This window comes from Brevibacillus invocatus (assembly GCF_003710915.1).
GTDB classification, from domain to species: Bacteria; Bacillota; Bacilli; order Brevibacillales; family Brevibacillaceae; genus Brevibacillus; species Brevibacillus invocatus.
Window position 1 is genome coordinate 12,260 of record NZ_RHHR01000060.1, and the last position, 17,546, is coordinate 29,805.

The 17,546-nt window shown below is 52.3% G+C and carries 13 protein-coding genes and 1 riboswitch; of the genes, 5 read left to right on the forward strand and 8 right to left on the reverse strand.

Annotation, left to right across the window (positions count from 1 at the left end; all coding sequences use genetic code 11):
• The first annotated feature begins 16 nt into the window (after window positions 1–16).
• Both EDM52_RS23060 and EDM52_RS23065 read left to right on the forward strand, forming a co-directional pair.
• A complete protein-coding gene (locus EDM52_RS23060; RefSeq protein WP_245997335.1) occupies window positions 17–580 on the forward strand; it encodes an RNA polymerase sigma factor in 564 nt (187 codons plus the stop codon).
• Window positions 571–1,635, forward strand: coding sequence for a hypothetical protein (locus tag EDM52_RS23065; protein ID WP_122911251.1), 1,065 nt, complete (start codon window positions 571–573; stop codon window positions 1,633–1,635). The genes EDM52_RS23060 and EDM52_RS23065 overlap by 10 nt, the downstream gene beginning before the upstream one ends.
• Before the next feature lie 55 nt (window positions 1,636–1,690).
• Here EDM52_RS23065 and proS read toward each other — a convergent pair whose 3' ends face one another.
• From proS to EDM52_RS25560, 8 genes are all read right to left on the reverse strand, one after another.
• Entirely contained in the window at window positions 1,691–3,157 is a 1,467-nt protein-coding gene (gene proS / locus EDM52_RS23070) for a proline--tRNA ligase (protein WP_122911252.1), read from the reverse strand.
• Window positions 3,158–3,468: 311 nt separating this feature from the next.
• Window positions 3,469–4,077, reverse strand: a complete 609-nt coding sequence (locus EDM52_RS23075) for an ECF transporter S component (RefSeq protein WP_122911253.1) — start codon at window positions 4,075–4,077, stop codon at window positions 3,469–3,471.
• Between the two features lie 253 nt (window positions 4,078–4,330).
• A riboswitch (FMN riboswitch) is annotated at window positions 4,331–4,485 on the reverse strand.
• An 89-nt stretch (window positions 4,486–4,574) separates the two neighbouring features.
• On the reverse strand, window positions 4,575–6,617 hold the full coding sequence (locus tag EDM52_RS23080) for a molybdopterin-containing oxidoreductase family protein (protein WP_122911254.1): 2,043 nt from the start codon (window positions 6,615–6,617) through the stop codon (window positions 4,575–4,577).
• Window positions 6,618–6,755: 138 nt separating this feature from the next.
• Window positions 6,756–7,562 carry an ABC transporter permease gene (locus EDM52_RS23085; RefSeq protein ID WP_183185319.1) on the reverse strand — a complete coding sequence of 269 codons (807 nt, stop codon included), beginning with the start codon at window positions 7,560–7,562 and terminating at the stop codon, window positions 6,756–6,758.
• A gap of 3 nt (window positions 7,563–7,565) precedes the next feature.
• A complete protein-coding gene (locus EDM52_RS23090) occupies window positions 7,566–8,360 on the reverse strand; it encodes an ABC transporter permease (RefSeq protein ID WP_122911255.1) in 795 nt (264 codons plus the stop codon).
• Window positions 8,353–9,363: an ABC transporter ATP-binding protein gene (locus tag EDM52_RS23095; protein ID WP_122911274.1), complete on the reverse strand. Its 1,011-nt coding sequence runs from the start codon at window positions 9,361–9,363 to the stop codon at window positions 8,353–8,355. Before EDM52_RS23095 ends, EDM52_RS23090 begins: the two co-directional genes overlap by 8 nt.
• Before the next feature lie 152 nt (window positions 9,364–9,515).
• Window positions 9,516–9,920, reverse strand: a complete 405-nt coding sequence (locus tag EDM52_RS25555; protein WP_338068342.1) for a hypothetical protein — start codon at window positions 9,918–9,920, stop codon at window positions 9,516–9,518.
• Window positions 9,875–10,225 carry a hypothetical protein gene (locus EDM52_RS25560; protein WP_338068343.1) on the reverse strand — a complete coding sequence of 117 codons (351 nt, stop codon included), beginning with the start codon at window positions 10,223–10,225 and terminating at the stop codon, window positions 9,875–9,877. Before EDM52_RS25560 ends, EDM52_RS25555 begins: the two co-directional genes overlap by 46 nt.
• Before the next feature lie 60 nt (window positions 10,226–10,285).
• On the opposite strand from EDM52_RS25560, the gene EDM52_RS23105 reads away from it, so the two are divergent.
• The 3 genes from EDM52_RS23105 (at window position 10,286) to EDM52_RS23115 (ending at window position 17,487) form a co-directional block, all read left to right on the forward strand.
• Complete coding sequence (locus EDM52_RS23105) at window positions 10,286–11,575, forward strand: glutamate-1-semialdehyde 2,1-aminomutase (protein ID WP_122911256.1); 1,290 nt, start codon at window positions 10,286–10,288, stop codon at window positions 11,573–11,575.
• A 471-nt stretch (window positions 11,576–12,046) separates the two neighbouring features.
• The gene (locus EDM52_RS23110) at window positions 12,047–16,582 is read left to right on the forward strand and encodes a glutamate synthase-related protein (RefSeq protein ID WP_122911257.1); all 4,536 of its coding nucleotides are present in this window, start codon (window positions 12,047–12,049) and stop codon (window positions 16,580–16,582) included.
• Between the two features lie 224 nt (window positions 16,583–16,806).
• Window positions 16,807–17,487: a zinc metallopeptidase gene (locus EDM52_RS23115; RefSeq protein WP_122911258.1), complete on the forward strand. Its 681-nt coding sequence runs from the start codon at window positions 16,807–16,809 to the stop codon at window positions 17,485–17,487.
• Window positions 17,488–17,546: the final 59 nt, after the last annotated feature.

Genomic DNA, 17,546 nt, shown 5'->3' on the forward strand with positions numbered 1-17,546 from the left:
AAGGGAGGAACGAAGGTTGGAAGAAAAATCGATGTTGTCGCCACCGGTCACCCTGCTTGCACAAACAGACACCTACGCTTTTGAAGAATTGATGAATACGCATATGCCTGACGTATACCGACTTTGCTGTTGGCTGGTCAAGGACCCGGTGGCTGCCGAGGATCTGACTCAGGAGGTTTTTCTACAGGCGTATAAGCATATCGGTTCCTTTCGCGGAGAAAGCCAGTTGGGAACGTGGCTCTATCGGATTGCTGTAAACGAGTCGAAACGGTATCTGCGTTCCTGGAGCTTTCGCAAGCTGCTGTATTTCTCCCCATCCCACAATGCCTTTGAGTCTGTCACTGCCAGGCATGTGCCAGACAGAGAAGACGAGAGCATCCTGGTTCAACTGGAACAGCTCGTCCACGCCCTTCCCTTTCGCCACAAGCAGATCATCGTCCTGTACTACTATGAGGACTTGCCTGCTGAGTGCATTGCCGAAATTTTAAACATGAAGGTCGGGGCGGTGTACACCCGTCTGCATCGGGCGAGGGAAGCATTGAAGAAAAAGGCTGTGGAGGTGGGCAAGGAATGGATTTGAATCAACGATTGCACGATCTCGGAGCCGAAAAACGACAAGAGGCTTTGTCTGATCGTGAACAGATGGAGCGAATGAAAAAGGCGGTCCAGAGTAAAATATCTCATCGCATGGTTAACAAGCGATGGATGCCTATGCCGGTGGTTCTCAGTCTTCTGCTCACATGCTTCGGAATGTGGTTTATTCTGCCCAGCATACATTTGGATCAGAAGCAATTGCCCTCTTCGACTGAGGCACCTACCTCGGAAGTATCGAGATTAGACACAGAATCGCCGACGTTGGAAAAATCAAAGTTCCTTGTATTGGATCAACGCTTCTCTTTTGCCTCTGATTTTGTAAAATGGATGCAAAGATACACAGATTATGAAATCAAGCAGGTAACGGATTCACCTTTTGCTAACGTTTTCCAATCTACGGATCAGGCTGTTCTGTTAGAAACAAACAAAGGTACGGTGCATGTCGTTTTTTTTCCCAACTCTGGAGAAGCAGAAAGGGTGGAAATAGACGAGGATTTTACAGTTCGCGGTCAGATTACCTTTACGTTTACCGGAACAAAACTGAACGAAGGCGCAGCTCCACTTCACGCAACCGGTCCTACCTACCAATACAGCCATAACAATCTACTGATTCTATCATCCAATAGTGATTTTGTAACAACCTTCCGCAGTCGGTTTGCAGAATTTGATACTTATAGGAGCATCTTCGAGAACTTTGAACTGAACTTCTCCGAGTATACATACCTAAATGATCTTAAACTGAAAAAAATCAAAGTCACACCTGAAGAAATTAAACAAAAACCGGAACGAGCAATATTTAGATTACGCTCTTCTTGGTGGGCAAACCCACGTTTAAAAGATAATCCTTTCATCCCGAAAGTAGGAGACCGCACCCCCGGTTTGTTCGTCCGAACTGGAACCTACGACGATGTTCTCAGCATCTACGCTGCCGCTGACGGCACTCACCATTTGTTTCGGCTGAGTTGGGACCACGAGAACTGGATGTGGGCGCCAGTCGAGCACAAGCAAAAGCCTGGAAAAACCAAACAAAGCTCCTCATAGCCGCAAAAAGACCACCTGATCCTTGCATGAACAGGTGGTCTTGCTCGTTTTCTAATCAATAAGCCCTTCCAAACCAAGCCGTATGCTTCGCGTCCGCTCCGCACGTGATGCACGTCTTCTTCTCCATAGGCGGCTCAAACGGTATATTGCGGGAGGTGAACTTCGTGTCTTCCTTCACCTTCGCCTCGCAAGCATCCTCACCGCACCAGCCTGCCAATAACCATCCACTCGGCTTGTTTTCGCTCTCACAATTGGCGATATGGGCGTGCAGCTGCTCCAGCGTGTCGATCTCCAGGTGGGAGTGCTCATCGCGGAAGGCGACGGCCTTCTCATACATGTTCTGCTGAATCTCCGCCAGCAGCTTGGTCACGGCTTCTGCAGCACCCTCAAGCGGCACCGTTACCTTCTCTCCCGTATCACGCCGTGCTAAAATCACCTGTCCGTTCTCCACATCGCGTGGACCAATCTCCAGTCGAATCGGCACGCCACGCATCTCCCACTCATTGAATTTCCAGCCTGGCGTTTCTTCGCGCAGGTCAGCTCGCACGCGGATTCCCGCTGCTTTCAATGTATCAAAGAGCGGATCAAAGGCCGTCATCACCTGTTCACGCAGCTTCATCGGACCTACTGGGATCATCACCACCTGAGTCGGCGCCATGCGCGGAGGGAATGCCAGCCCTCTGTCGTCTCCATGCACCATGATCATCGCCCCGATCAGACGGGTAGAACTGCCCCAGGACGTCGTGTGCACGTACTTGAATTGATTGTCGCGATCGAGGAACTTGATCTCGAAGCCTCGTGCGAAGTTTTCCCCCAAATAGTGCGAAGTTCCCGCCTGCACAGCCTTGCCATCCTTCATCATCGCCTCGATGGAATACGTATCGACAGCACCTGCGAATCGCTCACTCGGTGTTTTTTGCCCCTTCCAGACCGGGATCGCCAGCTCCTGCTCCACCACCTCGCGATAAATCTCCAGCATCTGCATGGTTTCTTCCCGCGCTTCTTCCTCCGTAGCGTGAGCCGTATGTCCCTCCTGCCAGAGGAACTCGGAGGTGCGCAGGAATGGCATCGTCCGCTTTTCCCAGCGAAACACGTTGGCCCACTGGTTGATCAGCACTGGCAAATCGCGATAGCTCTGTATCCACTGGCTGTACATGTGCCCGATAATGGTTTCCGAAGTCGGACGCAGCGCCAGCTTTTCTTCCAGCGGCTCTCCACCCGCCTCTGTCACCCAAGGCAGCTCTGGATTGAAGCCTTCGATATGCTCCTTCTCTTTTTGGAAAAAAGACTCGGGGATCAGCATCGGGAAATAGGCGTTGCGATGGCCCGTCTCTTTAAATCGTTTATCCATCGCCGCCTGAATTCGCTCCCACAGCTCAAATCCATCAGGCTTGAACACGATACAGCCGCGAACCGGTGTGTAGTCCATCAGCTCCGCTTTTTTGATCGCATCAATATACCATCTGGAAAAATCCTCGGACTGCGGCGTAATTTCCTTCACAAACGCTTTTTCCTGCTTCATTCCATGTCACTCCTTTTCAGAATAAAAAGCAAAAATCCCCCATCCCAAAAGGGACGGAGGATTAACTTCCGCGGTACCACCCTGATTAACGATTGGCCATAAGCCCCTCGCTCACTCAACGAACCCGATAACGGCGGGTATCCGGCACAGTTCTTCACCAGCGGCTTCAGGATGGGGTGCAGGTATGCCTGTGTATCAGCCTTCCAGACGTGGGCCGACTCTCTGGGACATGGCGAATAGCTGCGAGTCCTTTCATTGCCTTTTCAATCAGTGTTTTTAAGTAAACATCTTAGCAAGCTGATGACGCGTTGTCAATTAATGGTTCTCACTTGCAAGCGCAGCGCCAGCTTGACGTACACCGGATAAGCGACCAACGCAAGCATGGCTCCCTTAAAGATATTGAACGGAACGATACCGTACAGGATCAGCGACCAGACACTGTCAGCTCCAAAGCTGGCGAGCAGCTGCTCCATCGGCATTTGATAGAGTGCTGCATAGGCAGGCAGCAGGAACCAGGCGTTCATGAATGCCATCACGACTGTCATCAGCAAAGCTCCGAGTGCCAGACCGGTGAGGAAGCCTTGCTTCCCTTTTCCGATTCGCTGCATCAGCACAGCTGACACAACGAAAATCGATCCAGCCAGCACATTGGCGATTTCACCAATGATCAGACCATCTGTATTTTTAAACAGCATGTGCAGTGTGTTTTTCATAACCTCAATAATAATTCCCGCGACCGGACCGTACATCAGCCCGCCGATCAGAGCTGGCAAGGTGCTGAAATCCAGCTTCAAAAACGAAGGCATCAGCGGAATCGGAAACTCCAGGTATTGCAGAATGAACGCAACTGCAGCCAGCATGGGGATTGTCACCAGCCGTTGGGTTGACGTTCGCGATGAGTGCATCGCTGTTTCTTTCATGTGTACCATCTCCTCATTTTTCCTACTCCTTCTTGAGGAATGGCAACAGCTGCCGTACTTCACGCCTTGATCACCAAGCAAACGAACGAAAAAGCCCTGAGGAATATAAGTCCCCAGGGCGGTTTTGCAGGCGTCTGACAAAGCATGTACAAAAAAGGGTACAAGAAACCAAGAGGGCTATCCAAGACGAAGCTCCCCCCTGCTGCTTCTCCCGTTTGCACAGGCAAACAAGCACGTGTCATACCGTACTGTCGTCATCCTTCTCCCATCCAGACTGTACTGTCGGCTCTGGAATCACACCAGATCCTGCACTCCGTCGCTTTTGACAGCTCGGGAGGCTCGCGGGCTTAACATGCACAAGGCACGATCACCGCCGGTCGGGAATTTCACCCTGCCCCGAAGGAATGTGTAGTTGTTTTACAAGGTTTATTATATAGCGATTGTTTTTCATTTGACAATAGCTGAATGTTACCTATTTCCGATCAAAGTGTATGGAATTAATTCCGCTTCTCTACATCCACGCGTCCCGAGAAGAAGGTCGCCCCGCCTCCCATATCTGCGACGCGCCCCGGCGTAAGCGCGTTGACGAAGTGCTTTCCTCCCGGCACGTCCGCCCACAAGCCTTGGCTAACTACGACACCCGGCAGTACACTTTCCCCGACAGAGACCGTAAGCTCGCACTCCCCACGATCGTTCCAGACTCGCACCAGATCCCCGTCATGGATTCCAGCAGCCTGTGCATCCTCCTGGTTCATGTACAGGCGCGGAATCTTCTCCATGCGGACATGCTTTTCGTTATTGGAAAACGTGGAATTGAGGAAGTTGTGGTTCGGCCCTGGAACAAACAGGTATGGATAGTCGTTATCTTCTGGCAATGGAATATACGTCGGCAGCGGCGGATAGCCTGCTGCTTCCATCCGGCTCGAATACAGCTCGATTCGACCGCTCGGTGTCGGCAAATTTTCGATAAAGCCGCGCTCTACCCGTGCCTTCGCGAATTTCTTCTCGCTCAGCACTTCAAGGTCAATTCCGTGCAAATAAGGATTTTGCGGTACGTCGAGCGCCTGCCGGATCATGTCTTCCTCTGTATCGTCGAACATAGCATCCTCAAAGCCCATTCCTTTGGCGAGCAAGCGAAATACTTCCACGTTTGACTTACTCTCCCCGTACGGAGCAATAACCGGCTGTTGAAGCTGAATGTAGTGATGCCAGTACGACGTGTAAAAATCCGTATTTTCATAGGATGAGGTCGCTGGCAATACGATGTCTGCATACCGTGCGGTTTCCGTCAGAAATAGATCATGCACGACCGTGAACAAATCCTCACGTTCCAGCCCCTGCCTCACTTTATTGCCCTCAGGTGCTACGAGCGCCGGGTTGCAGCTGTAGACGTACAGGGAGCGTACCGGGGGATCCAGCTCCAATAGCGCTTGGCCAAGCAAATTCATGTTGATGCTGCGTGTCTGTTTGTTCAGCAGTACATCCGGTCGCTGCATAGCGGTCTTGTTGTGCTCCAGAAATCCTTTGTTTCCCTTGATTGCTCCGCCGCCTTTGACCAGCCATTGGCCCGTGAGCGCAGGGAGACAGGCAATCGTCCGAACACACATGCCACCATTATCGTGATGCTGCAAGCCATTGCCGATGCGGATGAATGCTGGCGACGTCTCCCCGTAGAGTCTTGCCAGCTTGTAAATATCGTCGACAGGAACCCCTGTAATCGCGGAAACGGTAACTGGATCGTAAGCACGAACATGCTCTCGCAATTCCTCGTGACCTACCGTGTGCTTGTCTAGAAAGCCCAGGTCCACCATGTTCTCTGCAAATAAAACGTGCATCATGCCGAGAGCCAAAGCGCTGTCAGTCCCGGGTAGAATCGGAATAAACCAGTCCGCCCACTGCCCTGTCCGATTTTTGTGTACGTCAATGACCACGATTTTTGCACCATTCTTGCGTGCCTTTTCCGCCAAAACCACCTGATGCATATTCGTGCTGATCGTGTTGATTCCCCACATGATAAACAGCTTTGCATGCACTGTATCTTCTGGATCAGTCCCGAAGGCATTCCCCATCGTATAGCTGTAGCCTACCCCACCAGCTGAATTGCAAATCGTACGCTCCAAGCGACTGGCGCCTAGCCGATGGAAAAAACGCAGGTCCATGGACTCGGCATTCAATCTGCCCATATTTCCATAGAAGCTGTACGGCAGTATACTTTCAGGCCCGAAATCGGAAATCAGTGCCTTCCACTTGGAGGTGATCGTCGCAATCGCTTCTCCCCAGCTGATCGGCTCAAACTGGCCGCTGCCTTTGGGTCCTGTGCGCTTGAGAGGCTGCTTAAGCCTTTTCGGGTCATAGATTCGTTCCGTCATATTGCGCACTTTGTTGCAAATATTTCCTTGTGTCACCGGATGATCCGGGTCTCCTTCTACCTTGACGACCTTTCCATCCTTCTTGTGCAGGAGTAGTCCGCATTGATCCGGGCAGTCCAGTGAACATACTGCCGGAAACACTCCATCAGGTTGATCTACGTACGATTTCATGACCGATCTCCCTCTCCTTTTTCGATGACCACACCGCGTCATCGTATCTCGTATGGGCATCATGGGCCTCATCTTCGGAGGCTTTTTTTATACCAGTATATACCTCGCTATGTGTTTTTCCTACCAAAAAGAGCGGGATTAAGATCCCGCTCCTCGATACTTGCTGACTCCCCAGTTCCACACCACCACGCCAATCGTGAAAAAGATCACGCCCATGACAGGTGTCATCGCCGCGTAGGTATACCAGGTCTCCTTGCGCAAAAAGTATGCGGCAGGATAGACCCCCACGAAGGCAAACGGCAAAATGTAGGTCAAGACAAAACGAATTACTTTGTTGTAGACATCAACGGGATAGCGGCCGTACTGCTGAATGTTGTAAATCATCGGTGTAATCCCAGTGCGTGAGTCGGAGAAAAAGCTGATCGCCGAAATCGCCGTATACACTCCCCCGTAAATGAGAGCGCCGCTGATCGCCAAACCAACGAACAGAAACGGATCGTACCAGGTAAACGACAAATCCAGCTGGATCGCGGCATAGCCCATGATGATCAACCCGGAGATTACGCCAAAGATGCGATCAGGCGCAATGGATTCCAGGCAAACCTGTGCCAGATTGTGTATCGGCCGAGTCAGGATACGATCCATTTCTCCGCGAATGATGTATCGTTCATTAAAGTCCCAAAAGCCGAAAAACATCGAGAACAGTGCGTACGGAACCAGGAAAAAGCCGTAGATGAAAATGATCTCATCGCGCGTCCAGTCCTTCATCAGCGGCACATGCGTAAAGACGACTACAATGAAGACCAGATTGATCAGCTCGGAGACGAGATTGGAGATCAGATCACCGAGAAAGTCAGCCCGGTAGGCCAACCTGGTCTTGAAGTACTGACTCAGGTAGTCAGCAAAGATCTGGAAGATGTGTTTGGCGTTTTGTATGCTTTGCATGTTCTACCCTCCCTGCACGACCAGTCTGTGCCTAGCCTTTCTCCACAGAAACAAGATCGGAATCATAATAATCAGTACCCACGCGACCTGCAGCCCGATGAGCTCCCAAGCGCGTCCCGTGGAAATAGCTCCGGTAAAAATCAAGCTGGGGTAGTAGTTGACCGCCTGAAAGGGCAAAAAGCCCATCGCGGTCTGCGCCCAGCCCGGGAAAAAGCTGATCGGCAGCACCAGACCGGACAACAGATCGACAACCACACGCTTCGCCCGCATCATGCCGTCATTGCGTAACAGGAAGAAGGTGAGCAAGCCCGTCACCAGATTGATCTGGGTATTAATCAGGAAGGCAAACATGAGACTGATCAGGTACAGTCCCCAGTCCTCTCCGCTGGCAGGAAAACGAAACGGGATGACGAGACTGATCAAGAAAATACCCGGCCCTGCGAAAAAGAGAAAGCGGAAGATCCCTTCCCCAAAAGCCTGCGCCGTTTTGACGGAGAGGTAGTTGTAGGGGCGAATCATCTCGATCGCTACCTTGCCCTCCCGCACGTCCTGCGCGATTTCCATGTCGATGTTGTTGAAGTAAAAAGCGCGCGACATCCAGGCGATAGCCACGTACGAGGTCATCTGCTCGACCGTCAGCCCACCCAGCTGCTGCTGTCCGCCGTAAATCGCCGACCATAAAAAGAAGTACGCCCCGATATTGATCCCGTAGATAATAATGCCGCTGTAGTAGTTGACCCGATAAGCCAGCATGGTCAGAAACCGCATGCGGATCAGTTCCATGTACAACTTACGCATGGCTGGCTACCTCGCTGTCCGTCGAGTAGATATTGCGTACGATATCCTCGGTGCTCGCCTCCAAAATCTTCACATCGCTTACTTCAAACGTCGACATGACCGTGGAAAGTACAAAAGGCAGCATTTCCTCGCTCCGTGCCACCTTCACACGCAGCGCATAGTCATTGATCTGCTCGATCTCACAGGGAAGCTCGCCCAATGCTTGACGCAGCTCACCTGCTTGCGTGCGCTTTTTCATCTGGAACGAAATCTCCGTGCCATTGCCCCATCTTTCCTTCAGATCCGTCAACAGACCATCGAAGATCAGCTTTCCTTTGTCCATGACGAGCACGCGCTTGCACAATGCCTCAATATCTGTCACGTCGTGCGTGGTCAAGAGGATCGTCGTGTTCTCGGTCTCGTTGAGATTGAGCAAGAACTCCCGAATTTTTTGCTTCACCAGAACATCCAGACCCACCGTCGGCTCATCGAGAAACAAGAGTCTCGGCTTATGGATCAGGGACGCTGCAATCTCACAGCGCATCCGCTGCCCCAGACTCAGCTTGCGTACCGGCTGACTGACGAAGGAGGTGATGTCCAGCTCTTCGATCAACCGCTGCAGCCACTTCTCCCCCTCGACTTCATCCACCTTGTAGACACTCTTCAGCAGCCGAAATGATTCCATCGGGGACAAGTCCCACCACAGCTGCGAACGTTGACCAAAGACGACTCCGATCGAGCGAACATATTCCTCACGTTGTTTGAAAGGCACGAATCCGTTAATGCGGATATCTCCTTCGCTCGGCGTCAGGATTCCGGTAAGCATCTTGATCGTCGTCGATTTACCTGCCCCATTTTCCCCGATCAGGGCGAACATCTCGCCTTCCTCAACGTGAAAGGAGAGGTCATCGACTGCCTTCACTACTTTGTATTCGCGACTGAACAGGTCACGAAAAGCACCACCAAGACCGGCTCTGGCCTGATGGATGCGAAATTCCTTTTGCAAATGTTTAACTTCAATCATGGAAAACCGTCCTTTTTGCTCTTCGTTGAATTCCATTTGTAAGTGTATATGAGGCCATCCATTTGTGCAAAAAGCAATGTGCTGGAAACTGCATTATGCCAGTTGGATGTAGATGCCTGTTTTGTCATCCGACTTTTTGAATCGCACGTATTTCATACATTCGGGATCACTGTTTTCCAATGCCAAAAGCTCATCTGTATAATGTATGCACGAGGCATGAACAAGCCGTCTGTCAATAACACCATCGCTTTCAGATCGGTACGATTAATTTTTCCATACTCTATATACTGGCTACAGGCTGAATCGCCGTTGATCACGCCGTACCCTCCCTGAATATTCGCCTGATAGCGATTTTCTGCCAAAATGCTCCTGCAGCTCGCAAGCAACGCTTCTCGCGTCGAGAGTCCCTGGCTGATCCCTTCTTCCCACTTGGCGAACGCGATTCTCTCCAGATGATGGACTTGCGGGTAGGTGAGCGGGCGCACAGCATCGTCTGCATACACGGCAAAAATCATGCAATCACCTGTCTGGGCGTAATCAATATGCTCATCCTGCACGCGAACGACAGCGGCAGCTGCCCCCAAAGGTATTCTTTTTTCTGCAGATCCACTTCAGCCAAAAGCATTTCCTCACGCAGCGCATCATTGGCTTCCACTAGACAGGCTGTCAGCAACTCTTTGCCATCCACGGCTTCCAATTTGCGTTTCACCAGCTCGGCAGCACGTGCTCCGGAGGTTCGTGCTGCTTCTGACTCCTGCACGCCCGTACTAAGCGAAGAGACCCCGTCGATTACCGCAAACACACGCTGTTCCTGGTTGATCACATACGCATTCATCAACCAGATGCCAGCGTTCATATCCACGCTTCTTCCCCTTGTGGTAAGATAGGGATTGACTTTTGGGAACAGAAAAGAGGGAAAACGATGAAAAATCGTGAACGATCTGCACAACTTCACGAACAAGCGATGGATGTCATTCTCGGGGGTGTCAACAGCCCATCCCGCTCCTTCAAGGCTGTGGGCGGGGGCGCACCTGTCTCGATGGAACGCGCGCAGGGTGCTTACTTCTGGGACGTAGACGGAAATCAATACATAGACTACCTGGCCGCGTATGGTCCGATCATCACGGGACATGCTCACCCGCATGTGACCCAGGCGATTACGGAGGCAGCAGCGAATGGAACTCTCTACGGTACACCTACGCCATGGGAAATTACCTTTGCAAACATGATTCGCAAGGCCATCCCTTCGATGGAGCGAATCCGCTTTAACAACTCCGGTACGGAAGCCGTCATGACGTGCATCCGTGTCGCTCGGGCGTACACCAATCGGATCAAGGTCATCAAATTCGCCGGCTGCTACCATGGACACTCGGATCTGGTGCTGGTGGCTGCTGGTTCAGGGCCATCCACCCTGGGCATTCCAGATAGCGCTGGCATCCCGCAAAGCATCGCCAACGAAGTCATCACTGTTCCGTTCAATGACAAGCAAGCCTTCGCGGATGCGATCGAAAAATGGGGCAGCGAAACAGCTTGCGTTCTCGTCGAACCGATCGTCGGCAACTTCGGAATCGTGGAGCCAGAGCCTGGCTTTCTGGAAGAGGTCAACCGCTTGACGCATGCTGCAGGCGCTTTGGTCGTCTACGATGAAGTCATCACCGCATTCCGATTCTGCTACGGTGGTGCACAAAATCTGCTGGGCGTGGAACCGGATTTGACAGCTCTGGGCAAGATCATCGGTGGCGGATTGCCGATCGGTGCCTACGGTGGACGCAGAGAAATCATGGAGCAGGTAGCACCACTCGGGCCCGCCTACCAAGCCGGAACGATGGCTGGCAACCCAGCCTCCATTCGTGCCGGAATCGCCTGCCTGGAGGTCCTGTCACAGCCTGGTGTTTATGAGGAATTTGAGCGCCTGGGCGAGATGCTTGCAGCAGGTATTCGCGAAGCTGCACAAAAACACGGCGTGAAGATTCAGCTCAACCGTGTCAAAGGCGCGATGGCCGTCTACTTTATAGATGAGCCCGTGTACGACTACGATACCGCTCAAAAGGCAGACAGTGAGGTATTCGCCCGTTTCTTCCGCCTGCTTTTGGAAGAGGGCATTTGCATCGCTCCGTCCAAGTATGAAGCTTGGTTCATCACCACAGCCCACACGGAGCAAGATATTGTGAAGACCATCGCGGCTGTGGATCGCTGCTTTGCCGCGCTGTAGGTCAATTGGAAAAGATTACGCCTTCCTGCGCTGGATGACACGGGCATACTATCCATGTTCGTATCCAGCAAAGGGGGATCTTTATGTCTAAAGGCGGAAATATTTACCCGAAAGCACCTGAGAAAACCCTGGACTCTAAAATGAGTTCGAAAATGTTGGAGGTCGTTGGTTTCCAGAATCCACGAAAAACCGAACATCACAAAACACAAAATCACGATCGCTAGACCCCGAAAACGGACGTATCTGCCATTGGTAAATGGTGGTATACGTCCGTCTTTTTAACATGAAAAATGTGAGTTCTTATCAATAAACAAAATTTTATTAAAATTAAAACGCTTACATTCTTAGAAATGCTTTTCACCTTTATTGTGCTGATTCCATGTTCGTGTTATTCTAAATTCCTACATTATTTTTAGAAGTTTCAGAATTGTTTAAAGGAGGTGGGTGGTCAGCCTAGACTGACCGGAAATCATGCTAAACAGAGACAAAAAAGAAACCATTGAAAGCTTTCAAAATTACCACCATATCGAACACGACAGCTGTGGGATCATCTGCATCGTCGAAAAATCAGGAACACCTACTCGCAAAAATCTCGAGGAGACCATCCGCTCTTTGATCCAAATGGAGCATCGCTCTGGCTTTATTGACGGCGAAGGGGACGGTTGTGGCGTCTTGACAGATATTCCGCGCGCCCTGTGGTCCAGCTATTTGGCAGAAGCTGGCTTGGACGGCAGTCTTTCTTCTGACTCCCGCTTTGCCGTAGCCCACTTGTTCGTGCCACGTACCGGACACGATGCAAATGACGTTCAGCAACAGATTCGCACCCTGTTTGCCGATGACGGACTCACCATTCTATTGGAGCGTGAAAATTCCGTAAATTCCCAGGTACTTGGCAAAAACGGCAAGCGCGATGAACCGATCTTCTGGCAGCTGGCTATTCTCGCTCCAGAAGGCTTGACGGACGCTGTTTATGCCAGCCGCCTGTTTGACATTCATGCCGCGATCGAAGCGGCACACCATGTACACGTCGCGTCACTCAGCCCGGTCACCAGCGCTTACAAGGTGATGGGTGCCGCCAATATTTTGCCTCTTTACTTCCATGACTTGGCAGATGAGCGCTTCCTCTCTTCTGTAACGATTGGTCACAACCGTTACTCCACCAATACGCTGTCCAACTTCTTCCGCGTTCAGCCGTTTTCTTTGCTCGGCCACAATGGTGAGATCAATACGATCAGCAAGCTGGAAGAAGAAGCCCACATGCTTGGAGTGCCTCTGGTAAATGGCGGCAGTGACTCGCAAAACGTCAACCGGACCATCGAAACGTTCATTCACCGCTACGGCTTGAGCCTTTTCGAGGCGATGGAGGTGGTTTTCCCGCCGATTCATCATGAAATGAAAAACCTCCCTGCCCATCTGCAGGATCTGTACGTTTACTTGCGTCAGGCATGGGGGCATTTTGCCCAAGGACCTGCCGGCATCGTCTCTCGCTATGCCAATGAATGTGTCTTCAGTGTCGATGCGCTCGGCCTGCGCCCACTCTGGATGGTAGAAAGTGCGACTTCCCTATACTTCTCGTCTGAGCAGGGCGTCATCCTCGCGCGAGATATGGCAAGCGAGCCAAAATCACTGGCACCAGGAGAAAAAGTGGGTGTCGTGCTGCACAAGGACCAAGATGTCGAAATCATCGCACATCATCAGCTCCAGCAAGCTATTTTTGAGCGTTTTTCGCAAAAAATTACGCCAGAAGGCTCTAGCCAGCACCTGCATTACGCCTATCAGTTGGAAACCTTGTCAGCTGAACCGGATGCGACAGCTCCTACTGCTCCTATCTACAGCGCATTCGGCTGGGATCGCGAGCAGGTGCAGCTGGTGGAGCAGATGGCTTCCAACGGCGCTGAACCGATTCGTTCCCTGGGTCACGACGGACCGCTCGGTGCTCTCTCCAAAGAGCGGCAAAATCTGGCCGACTACGTAAAAGAAAGCGTCGCGGTCGTAACCAACCCTGCGATTGACCGAGATCGTGAAATGGAGCATTTCTCCACCCGCGTGGTGATTGGCTCCCGCGTGCCGCTCTCAGGCAAAGAAGGCAACTATCCGCGCATGGAGCTTCCTTCCCCGATACTCATGGAGGGCAAATCCCTGCAGGATGAAGCGAAAAAACAGGGCACACATTCGCTTGAGCAGGTGATCCACTACTTCAACAATACACCGCACAGTATCGCGATTCTGTCGACGCATTTTACTGAACAGGACGGCATTCAGGCTGGACTTGCACACTTGCAGGAATCCGCTCTGAAAGCGGTGAACAACGGTGCTATTCTACTGATTTTGGACGATACCGAAACGCATCAGCAGGAAAAATACTGGTTCGATCCTTTGCTCGCTGTCACCGCTGTGGATCAGGGCTTGAAAGCAGCCTTTGACGAACAAGGCATCAGCTTGCGCCGCAAAGCGAGCATCATCCTGCGCTCTGGCGCAATCCGTTCCTTGCACGATCTGGCACTCTCCATCGGCTCTGGCGCAGATGCCATCTCGCCATATCTGATGTTTGCGACTGCCTTTGCCAAGGACGCAGCAGCCTCCGCTGGCAATCTGTACAGCGCGTTGAACAAAGGACTGGAGAAGGTCACTTCCACCATCGGTATTCACGAGCTGCGCGGCTACGGCAAGCTCTTCTCGTCCATCGGTCTTCGTAAAAATGTGGCCGAGGCGCTTGGCATCGTCAACTTCTGCGGCTCCGAACAGGCTGGTCTATCCTTTGATGAGCTGCAGGCAGACAGCTTGAAGCGCCATGCGGATTATTCCAACGAGGCTGCACGTGAGTCCAAGACCTTCCACATCTTCCCGCGTCTCTGGAAAGCGATCGGGCAAATGGCAGCAGGCGATATTCCTTACTCCGATTACGCTTTGAAACTGGATGAAAACGAACGGGAGAATCCGATCGCGATTCGCCATGTGGCCGATTTTGCCTTTGATCAGGCCGAGGAGAAAGTGGCTCCTGAGACCGTAGACATCAGTGTTGGTGATCATTCCCTGCCATTCCTGATTTCGTCCATGTCCTTCGGTTCGCAAAACGAGACCGCATTCCGTGCATACCCGGAAGCAGCCGATCAGCTCAACATGATCTGCATGAACGGGGAAGGCGGGGAGATCAAGGATATGCTGGGCCGCTATCGCCATACACGCGGCATCCAGGTCGCATCTGGTCGCTTTGGAATTAACGTAGAGCTGGCCAACGCAGCCTACATTCTGGAAATCAAGATCGGCCAAGGGGCAAAACCAGGCGAAGGCGGACACCTGCCAGGCTCCAAGGTGACTCCTAAAATTGCCGCGGCGCGTAATGCAACTGTCGGCTCTGACCTGATCTCGCCATCCAACAACCACGACATCTACTCGATTGAAGATCTGGCTCAGATGATCACCGAATTGAAAACCGCCAATGATAAAGCAAAAATCTGCGTCAAAGTGCCGATTGTTCCCAATATCGGAACGATTGCAGTCGGTGTAGCCAAGGCTGGAGCTGACTTCATCACGCTCTCTGGCTTTGATGGCGGGACAGGTGCAGCTCGTGTGCATGCTCTGCAGCACGTAGGCTTGCCAGCTGAAATCGGCGTCAAGGCTGCTCACAACGCCCTGCTGGAAGCTGGCCTGCGCGACAAAGTCGAGCTGTGGGCAGACGGCGGCGTGAAGAGCGCTGCAGACGTCGTGAAGCTGATGCTCCTGGGCGCCAACCGAATCGGTTTCGCTACCCTGGCAATGATCGCAGTCGGTTGTACAACTTGCCGTGGCTGCCACCTGGATACGTGCCACGTCGGGATCGCGACACAGATCGACTCGATGGAGGAAGCGCATGAAAAAGGCTTGCGCCGCTTCGTGCCTCGTCAGACCGATCTGGCTGTATCCGGTCTGAAAACATTCTTTACCGCGTTCGGCGATGAAGTACGTCGCATCACGGCAGAGCTGGGCTTTAGCCGTACCCAGGACCTGGTCGGACGCTCTGATCTGCTGGTACAGACTCGCTTGCAGGAAAAAATCGATTTGACTGCCCTCCTCGCTGTGCATCCGCTCTACAAAGCAGCAGCTGCATCGGCAGCAGTCGAAGAGGCAGAAGAGCGTGTGCTGGTAGCCGCAGGCTCGGTAGCTGTCGCGAGCGATTCCCGTTACTTCAGCGCTGACCGTCCGATCAAGGAGACGTTCACCAGCATCCTCTCCGGAGAGCGTGTGCTCGGCAGCCGCTGGGCAGGTGCTCGCGTGGAAAACCATCTGGATGGCAGCTACAGCTCCCTGCCTGAAGTATCGCTCGACTTCATGGCTGGCAGCGTGCCTGGCAACGGTCTGGCTGCCTACAACGTAGCTGGAGTCAACATCCGTGTACAAGGCGGCGCACAGGATGGCGTCGGCAAAACCAGCTTTGGCGGTCGCGTCTCCATCTTGAAGGCAAAAGGATTACAAGGCGAGTACGTCAATGGCTCTGTCGGCAAAAGCTTCTGCTACGGTGCACAAAAAGGCTTGTTCATCGTGCAGGGCAATGCGGATTCCCGTGCCTGTATCCGCCTTTCCGGAGCAGACGTGGTCTTTGGCGGCGAAATCAAAGAGCCGATCAACGACCAGCTCGGCGGCATCGGCGCTCGCGCCAACCTGAAGGGCTTTGCCTTTGAATACATGACCAATGGCCGTGCAGTGGTACTGGGCGATCCAGGTCCTTGGATTTGTGCAGGGATGACCGGAGGGGTCGTCTACGCCAAGCTCAATCCGGAAATGGGCTTTGATCAGGCCGCACTGGAACGCCGGATTGCAAAAGGTGCCAAGGTATTCCTCTACAAGCTGGATGAACAGGGCAAGAACGATGTGGCTGAATTGCTCGGCGCCTACAAGGAAGAGCTGCTCGCCACCGAGCAATACGAAACAGCCAGCCGTGTCCAGCAATGGATCGATGACGCTGCTTCTCACTTTGTCATGATCACACCGAAGAAGGAGCAGGCTGACCCGTCTGTTTCCACCGAGTAATCAACGTGAACAACTTGTTTCGCACATGCGCGCTTCCCCCAGTCGGGAAGCGCGCATTTTTTCTTCAATATAAGCCTTCGTTTATATTGTCAAAGTTAGTCAGGGATTGTACAATAATAAATGAAACTGACAGCTGGTTATTTCGTAAACATAATACGTACACGCATTGCATGATAATAAAAAAAGCAAACATGAAGCTAACATACATGAAGGAGTGATTTTGCGTGTTTTTTCACCCGATGGACTTTCTGATTCTCATCGCCTTTGGTCTTTCAATCTGGGCGCAATTCCGTGTCAAAGGGACCTTTAAAAAGTTTGCGGAAGTTCCAGCTTCCTCTGGCATGACCGGAGTCGAAGCTGCTCGCCGCATGCTGGATGCAAATGGCTTGACCAATGTTCCGGTCGAGCACATCCCTGGTACGCTGACAGACCACTACGATCCAACTTCTCGCGTCGTGCGCCTGTCTGATCCCGTTTACTTCGGCAACTCGATTGCAGCGCTTTCCGTCGCTTGTCACGAGGTTGGCCACGCGATTCAGCACAAGGTTTCCTATCCGATGCTGGTCGCTCGTCACCGCATGTTCCCGGTAGTCAACCTGGTTTCCGGTTCTGCGCCATTCCTCTTGCTGGGAGGATTGCTGTTCCAAATGTCAGGACTTCTGCTCCTGGGGATCATCTTCTTCTCCGGTGCGGTCGCTTTCCAGCTGGTGACCCTGCCAGTCGAGTTCAACGCCAGCAGCCGTGCGAAGCAGCAGATGGTCAAAATGGGCTTCATCCGCAATACAGAGGAAGGCGGAGCCAACAAAGTTCTCGGTGCCGCAGCACTCACTTACGTAGCGGCTGCCCTGATCTCCGTTCTGGAGCTGATCAAGTACATCATGATCTTCCGCAGCTCGGACGAATAATGGGCTTCGTTTAAAACGCAAGGTACAGCCCTCCTTTTCATGGGGGACTGTACCTTTTT

Coding starts and splice junctions, on each gene's coding strand:
- EDM52_RS23080 (WP_122911254.1), bottom strand. CDS start 6,617: ATGAAATCGTACGTAGATCAACCTGATGGAGTGTTTCCGGCAGTATGT.
- EDM52_RS23095 (WP_122911274.1), bottom strand. CDS start 9,363: ATGATTGAAGTTAAACATTTGCAAAAGGAATTTCGCATCCATCAGGCC.
- EDM52_RS23090 (WP_122911255.1), bottom strand. CDS start 8,360: ATGCGTAAGTTGTACATGGAACTGATCCGCATGCGGTTTCTGACCATG.
- EDM52_RS23075 (WP_122911253.1), bottom strand. CDS start 4,077: ATGAAAGAAACAGCGATGCACTCATCGCGAACGTCAACCCAACGGCTG.
- EDM52_RS23110 (WP_122911257.1), top strand. CDS start 12,047: ATGCTAAACAGAGACAAAAAAGAAACCATTGAAAGCTTTCAAAATTAC.
- EDM52_RS23085 (WP_183185319.1), bottom strand. CDS start 7,562: ATGCAAAGCATACAAAACGCCAAACACATCTTCCAGATCTTTGCTGAC.
- proS (WP_122911252.1), bottom strand. CDS start 3,157: ATGAAGCAGGAAAAAGCGTTTGTGAAGGAAATTACGCCGCAGTCCGAG.
- EDM52_RS23065 (WP_122911251.1), top strand. CDS start 571: ATGGATTTGAATCAACGATTGCACGATCTCGGAGCCGAAAAACGACAA.
- EDM52_RS23105 (WP_122911256.1), top strand. CDS start 10,286: ATGAAAAATCGTGAACGATCTGCACAACTTCACGAACAAGCGATGGAT.